The organism is Caballeronia sp. (genome assembly GCF_049581465.1).
Lineage (GTDB): Bacteria > Pseudomonadota > Gammaproteobacteria > Burkholderiales > Burkholderiaceae > Caballeronia.
Genome location: NZ_JBAUSA010001363.1, coordinates 1 through 8666 on the forward strand (window position 1 = coordinate 1; position 8666 = coordinate 8666).

Genomic DNA, 8666 nt, shown 5'->3' on the forward strand with positions numbered 1-8666 from the left:
GGAGGATCGCGCGCCCTTGGTAACGAGTCAGTGCGAGCGGCTGAGCTGCCCATGCCGCATCGAGTTCGGTTGCTAGCGAATATTCATGTTTGAGCCGCCGCAGGCTCTGGGGCGACGGCCGTTCAGCGGCAACCGCGAGCGCCAGGATCGGCGTCTGTTTGCCGAGTTCCCTCCCGCGGTAGAGGGTGAAGTCCGCGTCCTCGCGAAGCGGCTCTAACATGTACCCGGAATCCTCTGCCATAGAGAACACTCGTGTTGTCACGACGAAAGGCCGCTCCTTTCCCGGTGAGAGAAACGGGCTCCTAAAACTCCGCAATCGTGGGCAATGCTATTGTCAGATCAGGGGAAGCGCCCATGCTGCGAGGGCCGTTCTCCCCATGGCGAGACCTGATGATTGTCGCACACCGATTTGCCATCGGTGGATGATTGTCGCCCTCTGGTTTCGGCTGACCTGACGCAACATCGGCGAATGGCCGTTTCGAGTTGTGGCGCGGCCGCTCGAACCGCCTCTTCACCGTTGGCGTGAATGTTGTGAAACGCCAGTGTTCGCAGGTTACAGAGACGACCTTTCGACTCCCCTGCAGGCGAAATAGAATGCGCCCTCGCCCTTGATAATGCCGGCCTCGCGGAATCGGTACCTCCCGAACCTCAATTGCCTGAATGACCCCGAGAGGTCAGCACTTTTCGGCGTATGGAACCGGGCAGCGCAACCTCGCCTAGTCTGCTTGCGAAAGCTGGAATACATTCCCTTCGGAATCCTCTCCGTCGCACATCAGTTGAGCGAATCCGTCGTAGCGCTTCAGATTGCGCATTGGGACGCCGGCGTTCACAAGCTTGTCCCGCAATTCCGGTAAGCCCGATTGCACCGAGAAAACGATCTTGGAATTCGAGTGATTGGGCGCTGCTGGTCGGTCGCGGTATGGCTCGCCGACATGGTGCAGCGCAATCTCGGTCTCCCCCGCCTTTAGTACAACCCATTCGTCCTGAATCTCTTCCGTGACGGGAAGACCAAAGTGCGTCTGATAGAACGACTTCAGTAGTGCAACATCGCGGACAAACAGTATCAAGCGCGTCATTGAGACGGACATCGAATTCCCCGAATGTGTTTTTACGATCGATCTTCAGCCGTGGAAGTATACGCTCGCCGATGTCGGCTGCGCCGCAGCATCGCTGACTGGTTTGCTGTGACTGCGCATTTATGTCCAATCCGAAGGATACCCAACTATTGATCGTACCGTGTGGGCTAGCGACCCTCGATATACGGAGCAGTGTTGGAGGGAACGTATGGCCGTCTATGAGAACCTATCACTGGGGCCGGGTCCATCTCGCTTGTCCGCACACCGATGACCGAAGTGCGAAAATAGCGGAATTCAACAGCTGGGACGTCGAAATTGCATATTGAGCGCGCGCGACACGCGCCAGTCAATATTGCGGCGACGAGCAACTGGCCCGTAACGTGCGAGCGTTCATAGACTGGGCGCGTAGCGCCGCTTCGCGGCAGCCTATGCATACCTCAACGCCCACGAACGTGTTCACCCATCGCCTTGTGCTGCACCTGAATCGAGCCGCGGTTCGGAACAGACTGCCCCGCCTCGTTACTTGTTTGCACCAAGTCGAATCTTCGCTTCACGCTGTGTGGTGTTCGTATGAGAAAACGAGCGCCTGGTACTCGCTTCAAGGCGAAGACGTTGATGTCCGTGCTTTGTGAAATACGCATTCGGAAACAGAGAGTGGCAAGGCTGCGCCTTGCAATGCCGATAGTCCCGGTGACCGTAAATGTTACCGTGTAGCCCATTTCTAAGCCGAACTTGTTTCGCATTACCGACAGGGAAGTAGATATGAACCACCCTGAAACCCTCGAATCCGTACAGTGCGTGATTTGCAGACGTTGTGGCAACACCTGTGCGTCCGATGCCGATGACTGTTCACGTTGCGGGGCGTTAAATCACACTGCACCTTGGGAGAGGGACAGTCTGAACAATTCGGAGGCCCCGGTCGGACGTCATCCTCAGCGCTTGCGTCGGGTGCATGTTTCGAGCCCGTATCCAAGCCTACAAGAGGAGGTCTTGCCTCGCCCGACGAGTACGCGCCGAAAACACAGACCGGGGTTGCGCCCGCCAGCGGTGATCACTGTGATCGGCCTGTTCATAGCGGCCTTTGCTTACACCAGCACCGGTGGAAGGTTCGAGCGTGCCTCCGCGTCGCAGCACGTGAGTGCATCTGGCACGGTTATGGCCCTCTCATCCAGCAATAGCGCCGGCGAGTCAGAAACGAAGCCCGCGTTATCTTCGCCGTCGTTGGCACCCGGCACGGAGGTCGACAAATCGAGTGCCGACTTCATGCCAACCACGGACATCATCGCGACGCGAGTGGCTGGCATCGTGACCGGCGCACGTTACGCGCTGCGAAAAGGGGATTTGACAGATGCACGCGAGCGCCTTGGAAGGCTGCCCGCAAGCCTGCAAACCAATCCGGAGGCGCATCTCTTGTTCGCCGATTTGGTTCGACGTGAACGGGAGCGCGATGCGGCCTTGCAGCGTGCGCGATGGTGCGAAGAAGGCAAGGACTGGTCATGCGTGGCCCGTAACGCGGCCCATGTACAAACGCTTGATACAAGCAACGCAGAATCGCGCGTCATGCTCTCGAATGCCATTATCGAGATCGGCTGGGCTGGTAGTGCGGCATCGACCGCGCCGAACGGCCCCGCACAGGCTTCAGCGCGACCCCGTACCGACAACCAATAGACTGAACGCGCACCGCTGGAGCCGCCCGTGTACGCGTTCGAATTGACGAAAAATTGGCGCCAGGCTAACAAGCGTGACGCATCGTCCAATTAGCCTGGTTACGCTAGGCGGCCCTCGCCGTAACAAGTCGTTGTCCCCATCCGGTTCGGATGGGCCCGTCATCCACTTGAAACTCGACGAGCGCAGACAAAAACCGCTGGCGGAGCGTGCTTTGACCGCTAAGCGATAAGCGGTCCACGAGCCGCCCGACCAACGCACCGCGCAAACTATCAGCGGTGCTCCCGTTCTTCGCCGCGCGCGCTGCGTCCGCACGAAGCCAAGTCTCAGGCTGCGATGTGTTTCTGCATGAACACACTCAGTGGGTCGTTCGTGTAATCGCCAAACGGTCCGCGGCGCTCATAGCCGGCTGAGGCATACAAAGCCAGCGCCGCATGTTGGTACGGTCCGGTTTCGAGCTTGAGCAAATTACAGCCACAGCCTAGTGCCCGGGACTCAAGCAGCGCCAGGAGCTTCTTGGCGACGCCTTGCCCTCGGCCGCGAGAACTGACATACATGCGTTTGACTTCGCCGAATTCAGGGCAGAGGACTATCGCCCCACATCCCATTGCCTCGCCCGTACTATCCCTCGCAACGGCAAATAAGACATTGGCTTGCTTCAAGGGCGCCAGGTCAAGGACGTGCCTGCTCTCTGGTGGGTACAGGGTGTCCTGATAAGCGTCCAGCTCAGCAATGAGGGCGATCACATCAGGTTGATCGGGTGATTCGAAGGCGATAGTCATGGCTGAAGAAGCGATCATCCCCCGGCCCGCTTCGCGCTGTAGCCGTACTTTTTGAGCGCTTCGATGACCCGCTCGCAATGGTCCCCTTGCACCTCGATCACGCCATCCTTGACCGTTCCACCCGAACCGCATGCCGTGCGCAACTGCTTTCCTAGCAAGGCCAAGTCGAGAGGATCGAGCGCCAGCCCTTTAACGATCGTCACGCTTTTCCCGCCCCGGCCCTTGGTCTCGCGAGACACTCGCACCACGCCATCACCTACCGGTAGTGTCTTGGCAACCGTCTTGCAGATACATTGCGCGAGCGTCTGCCTGCATTCGGGACACATCCGTCCGCCATCGGTGGAATAGACAAGGCCGCCTTTCGCACTACCTTTTGCACTACTGTTCATAATTGACTTGCTCAAAGACACGAGAAACGCACGATTGTTGCTTTACGAAATGCCAACCCACCCCCAAATCCCTTCTCCGACCAAGAAGATCCCGACGGCGACTATAAAAGCTTGCAATAATTTTCTGGAATCATTTCTTGAAGCTCCCAGGACGATGAATCCCGCCCCTGAAAAGAAATGCCTCGAAGACGCCCAGACGGCTTTGTGCGGTGCTATCCAGGGAGAACAACAAACCGATATCAGCAGTAAAACTATGGCGACCCCATTCCAAAAACGCCACGTTCTTCTCATCGGGCACCTCGGGGAATTAAAGAATGCTTACCCGGTCAAGTTGTCGCTTATTCAGCCTGAGTGCCGAACAATACCGCGCCAATCCGCGTGATGTCCAGTTGTGTTGGCTTAGAAAAGGCCGACAACGCATCGTTCATCCTGGCCAATCGAACGGCTGTTTGATGGACCGGACCGACGTCTGAACGTCCGCGCATCGCGGCCGGCGAATGTCGCCTTCTGGGTCACGGCCGTGAACGCCGGCGCTTGTTGCCGCCCCGTCGCCACAATGTTATAAAGCTGCGTCGGAAAAGGCAGACTTGGTTTGGTAAGCCCAAGTCCTTTCGGTAACGAAAGCTCTGGTCTTTGGCCTCGCGCACGAGATCCCCACGACGAACATTTGACGCTGTACAGGCGTCCAAACGTTCGTCCGTGTGGTTCTCAACTGAGGCATAGAGCGATGCCGCAGACAAGACTGCGACGACCGCGCACTGGATGGGACAGCCGCGCCGGCCAGCCGGCCATTTCGCGGGCATCCAGTTCTATCACGACGACATCGACACCTCGAAGTGGCCGTATCGCCTGCCAAGCCCGGCCGACACCAGCATGGCAGTCGAATTGGAGACACTCGAAACCGTCTTGGCCCGCCGGGCCAGTGCGATGGGCGCCGAGATCCGGCGTGGCGTTAGCGCCGACGCAATTAGGGCGCTAGACGACGAGGTGAGTGTTCACGCGGGTGGCGAGACTTTTTCCGGACGCTGGCTTGTCGGTTGCGATGGTGGCCGCAGTGCAATACGCAAGGCAGGTGCGTTCGAATTCGTCGGCACCCATCCCGAGTTCACTGGCTATTCCGTCGAAGTCGAGATGGGCGACCCCGAAGCGCTCCGACCAGGCCGGCACTATACGTCGACCGGTATGTACACCCACGCGCGGCCCGGCACGATCGCGATGGTGGAATTCGACGGCGGCGCCTTTCACCGGATCCAGCCGATCACCCTGGAGCATGTGCAGGCGCACTCATGCGCCCGACCCAAAGCACGCGCGCGCTTGCAGCCGTCATCCGTGATCTCGTCGAGACCCGCGATGGCGCGACCTATTTTGCTGAGCGCGTGTGGGGCGTTTCGCTCCGCTACGACCTTGGCAGCAGTCATCCGCTGGTAGGCCGCAGCGCTCCTGATTTCGAGCTAGTCGACGGAACGTTGGTCGGCAGCCTTCTGTGCGAAGGAAAAGGCCTATTCCTGGAGTTCGACCCGGGCGCATCGCTTCAGGAGCTTGCGAGCGGTTGGCAAGAGCAGGTCACCTATGTCGCAAGCGACGTCAAGGAACGGCTGGGATTGCGCGCCGTACTGCTGCGTCCTGACGGGTTCGTCGCTTGGGCAACTGAAGCCGCTCCTCGCGATGAGGAGTTTGCCGAGGCCTTAGCGCGATGGTTCGGCAAACCCAGGAATGCGGGTGGATTCGCCTAGTTCATAGCATCATCGTATGGCCGGATTACCGGGTACAAAGCCGTTTGGATGTCGCTTCGATCGTCCGCACGGATGGGCCTTCTGGCCGGCGACGGCTCAGGCGATGACCCTCTGCTCCCCGGCAGCCGGCTCGCGCATGCGACGGGCTTCGTCGCGCAGGAACTGCTGGTAATCGTCCAGATCGCCGTCGAAGGGCTCGACGCCGCCCTTGGTGACGAGCCAGAACTCGTCACATACCGCGCGCAGCAGGGACCGGTCGTGACTGACCAGCAACACTGTGCCTTCGAATTCGTTGAGTGCCATGCCTAGCGCTTCGCGTGTGGCCAGGTCGAGGTGGTTGGTAGGCTCGTCGAGCAGCAGCAGGTTGGGACGCTGCCACACGATCATGCACAACACGAGCCGCGCCTTTTCGCCGCCGCTCATCGTGCCGACCGCCTGATGGACCATGTCACCACTGAAGTTGAAGGTGCCGAGGAAGCCGCGAAGCGATTGTTCGGTGCCACTCTGGCCGGGGGCACGCATGTGCGCCGGCGTGTCCTTGGCAAGGCGGATCATGTGCTCCAACGGCGTGTCGAGAGGACGCAGCACGTCGAGTTCCTGCTGTGCGAAGTAGCCGATGTTCAAGCCTTTGCCTTCGCTGATTTCGCCGGCAATCAGCGCCAGCTCGTGCGCCACGGTCTTCACCAGCGTGGACTTGCCTTGGCCGTTGGCACCGAGAATGCCGATACGCTGCCCGGCCAGCACGGATCGGTTGATGCCCCGCACGATGACCGTCGGCGGCGTGTCCGGCGACGCGTCGGTCGGTGCCGCGTAGCCGAAGCTTGCGTCCAGCATCGACAACAGCGGGTTCGGGACGTTGAGCGGCTCCTTGAACTCGAAAGTGAAGTCTGCGTCGGCAAGCACGGGTGCAATCTTCTCCATGCGTTCGAGCGCCTTGACCCGGCTCTGCGCCTGCTTCGCCTTCGAGGCCTTGGCCTTGAAACGGTCGATGAATTTCTGCAGGTGGGCGATCTTGTCCACCTGCTTGGCCATCGAGGCCTGCTGCAACAGCATCTGCTCAGCGCGCATGTCTTCGAACTTGCTGTAGTTGCCGCCATAACGCACGAGCTTGGCGTTGTCGACGTGCACCGTCACCTGCGTCACCGCGTCGAGGAATTCGCGATCGTGGCTGATCACTACCATGGTTCCTTGATAGCGCTTGAGCCACGCTTCCAGCCAGACCAGCGCGTCGAGGTCGAGGTGATTGGTCGGTTCGTCGAGCAACAGCAAGTCGGACGGGCACATCAGCGCGCGCGCCAACTGCAGTCGCATGCGCCAGCCGCCGGAGAAACTGTTGACCGGCTGGCTAAGCTGCTCAGCACTGAAGCCAAGACCCTGGATCAGCGCTTGGGCACGCGCGGGGGCATCATGTGCACCGGCGTCGTGCAGGGCCATGTAGGCGTGCGCCATGCGCATGCCATCGTCACTGGCCTCGGCGGCGGTTACTTCGGCCTGTGCGGCCAGCATGACGGTATCACCCTCGATGACGAAGTCGGTCGCACTCTGCTCGGTCTCCGGCATCTCCTGCGCGACCTGGCCCATCTTCCATGCAGTGGGAATCGAGAACTCGCCGCTGTCTTCGTGCAGCGTGCCGTTGAGAAGGCCGAAGAAGGACGACTTGCCGGCGCCATTGCGGCCGACAAGGCCAATCTTTTCTCCGGGGGTGAAGGTGACGGATGCGCTGTCGAGTACGACATTGACGCCGCGGCGCAGCGTGACATTACGGACTGAAATCATAAGGAGCTACTTCGGAGAGGACAGGCATGATAGCCGACCGGACGTGCAAGGCTGTCTCTTTTCTGGCCGCACGGGTGTAGAGCCGCTTGCGCTTTGCGGCGCCCACCGGCCACAAAGCGAGGCGGTCGAGCGCGCGTCTCACAGGCGGCGCGAGCGAGACAGCACGACACCGCGTGCCGATGTCAGCGTGAAGCGGCATAAACGATCAAGCCGCCATTACGCCTTTAGTTGTCAATTTGGCCGTGTCGGGATTAACGGTATTCGCGCAGTAAAGCATGTACCTTGCGCCAAACTTGAGCGCACTTCGAGGGTGCCAGCATGAGCTTCAACGATCTGCTTGCAAATGAAAAGGCCGAGTCCCAAGCCACCGCCTGGGGCACTTGTCGCCGGTCTCCAATACGGTTCAAACACCTCGTGAAGCAGGTTTTCAGGAATCGGATTGCCGTAATTCGTGACGGAGATGACAACGTCCCCGGCGTCATTTGTCGCCTGTACCTTGATGGGCGAATTCTCTGCACCGTGCGACAGTGCATTCCCGAGCAAGTTTGAAAGCAGTTGCTGTACTCGACTCACGTCGCAGATTACGGGCGACGGAAGGTCCATCTCAAAGAGAACGGTTCGCGATAGATTCGCGTCACGCAATTCGTCGACGACCGCCCGTAAATGGGCCCCGAGGTCGTTAACCGTTTGGACCAACAGTGGGATGCCGCCACCTAGTCGACCACGGGCAAAATCCATCACGTCGTCAATTAGCCGGGCCATTCTGGTCACAGTCCGCTTCAGGCGCTGCCCAGCCATTACGAGGTCGGGGTCCGATTGACGACGAATCAGAAGCTCTGCTGTTGCACTGACGGCGGACAGCGGATTGCGCAGATCGTGGCCCAACACCGCGATAAATTGCTCTCGAAGCGCGGATGTTTGCCGCTCCAGGGTCAGTTCGGCTTCAGTTGACCATTGGCGCGTCTCAAGGTCCAGTTGCAGCGCGATCAGGTTCGCGAACACTTCGAACATGCGAACAACGCGCGTCTCGGAGACTTTGGCGGGCCTTGCGTCGATCGCGCACAGATTTCCGAAGTAATCGCCATTTGGCAAGACTATAGGAACCGAAATATAACTTTCGAGCTTGTAGATGGCCGGAGTGTGATGTCCGCGATAGGTCGCGTCCTGGCTGAAGTGGTCGATGACAATCGGCTTTCGGACTGCCCTGGACTCGTAGCAGAGCGTCGTTTTCAATTCGAGTTGGCC

The 8666-nt window shown here is 59.5% G+C and carries 8 protein-coding genes and 1 pseudogene; 2 read left to right on the top strand and 7 right to left on the bottom strand.

What is annotated here, in order from left to right:
- From WCA53_RS32900 to WCA53_RS32910, 3 genes are all read right to left on the bottom strand, one after another.
- On the bottom strand, window positions 1-220 hold a 220-nt coding region (locus WCA53_RS32900), incomplete at its 3' end, for a hypothetical protein (RefSeq protein ID WP_423921831.1).
- Window positions 221-716: 496 nt separating this feature from the next.
- Window positions 717-1088 carry a VOC family protein gene (locus tag WCA53_RS32905; RefSeq protein ID WP_423921839.1) on the bottom strand — a complete coding sequence of 124 codons (372 nt, stop codon included), beginning with the start codon at window positions 1086-1088 and terminating at the stop codon, window positions 717-719.
- A 1073-nt stretch (window positions 1089-2161) separates the two neighbouring features.
- Window positions 2162-2341, bottom strand: a complete 180-nt coding sequence (locus WCA53_RS32910; protein WP_423921842.1) for a hypothetical protein — start codon at window positions 2339-2341, stop codon at window positions 2162-2164.
- Between WCA53_RS32910 and WCA53_RS32915 the strand changes: the two genes are divergently transcribed.
- Window positions 2340-2744, top strand: coding sequence for a hypothetical protein (locus WCA53_RS32915; RefSeq protein WP_423921845.1), 405 nt, complete (start codon window positions 2340-2342; stop codon window positions 2742-2744). The genes WCA53_RS32910 and WCA53_RS32915 overlap by 2 nt on opposite strands.
- A 323-nt stretch (window positions 2745-3067) precedes the next feature.
- Here WCA53_RS32915 and WCA53_RS32920 read toward each other — a convergent pair whose 3' ends face one another.
- Both WCA53_RS32920 and WCA53_RS32925 read right to left on the bottom strand, forming a co-directional pair.
- Complete coding sequence (locus WCA53_RS32920; protein WP_423921849.1) at window positions 3068-3523, bottom strand: GNAT family N-acetyltransferase; 456 nt, start codon at window positions 3521-3523, stop codon at window positions 3068-3070.
- Between the two features lie 14 nt (window positions 3524-3537).
- Window positions 3538-3912, bottom strand: coding sequence for a translation initiation factor Sui1 (locus tag WCA53_RS32925; RefSeq protein WP_423921854.1), 375 nt, complete (start codon window positions 3910-3912; stop codon window positions 3538-3540).
- Window positions 3913-4638: 726 nt separating this feature from the next.
- Here WCA53_RS32925 and WCA53_RS32930 point away from each other — a divergent pair.
- Window positions 4639-5645 (top strand): annotated as a pseudogene (locus tag WCA53_RS32930) (FAD-dependent monooxygenase); the annotation flags it as partial.
- Between the two features lie 96 nt (window positions 5646-5741).
- Here WCA53_RS32930 and WCA53_RS32935 read toward each other — a convergent pair.
- Window positions 5742-7421 (bottom strand): ABC-F family ATP-binding cassette domain-containing protein, encoded by a 1680-nt coding sequence (locus WCA53_RS32935; RefSeq protein WP_423921857.1) that lies wholly within the window; start codon window positions 7419-7421, stop codon window positions 5742-5744.
- 231 nt (window positions 7422-7652) lie between these two features.
- Window positions 7653-8666 (bottom strand): sensor histidine kinase (locus tag WCA53_RS32940; RefSeq protein ID WP_423921860.1); only part of this gene is annotated, 1014 nt, incomplete at its 5' end.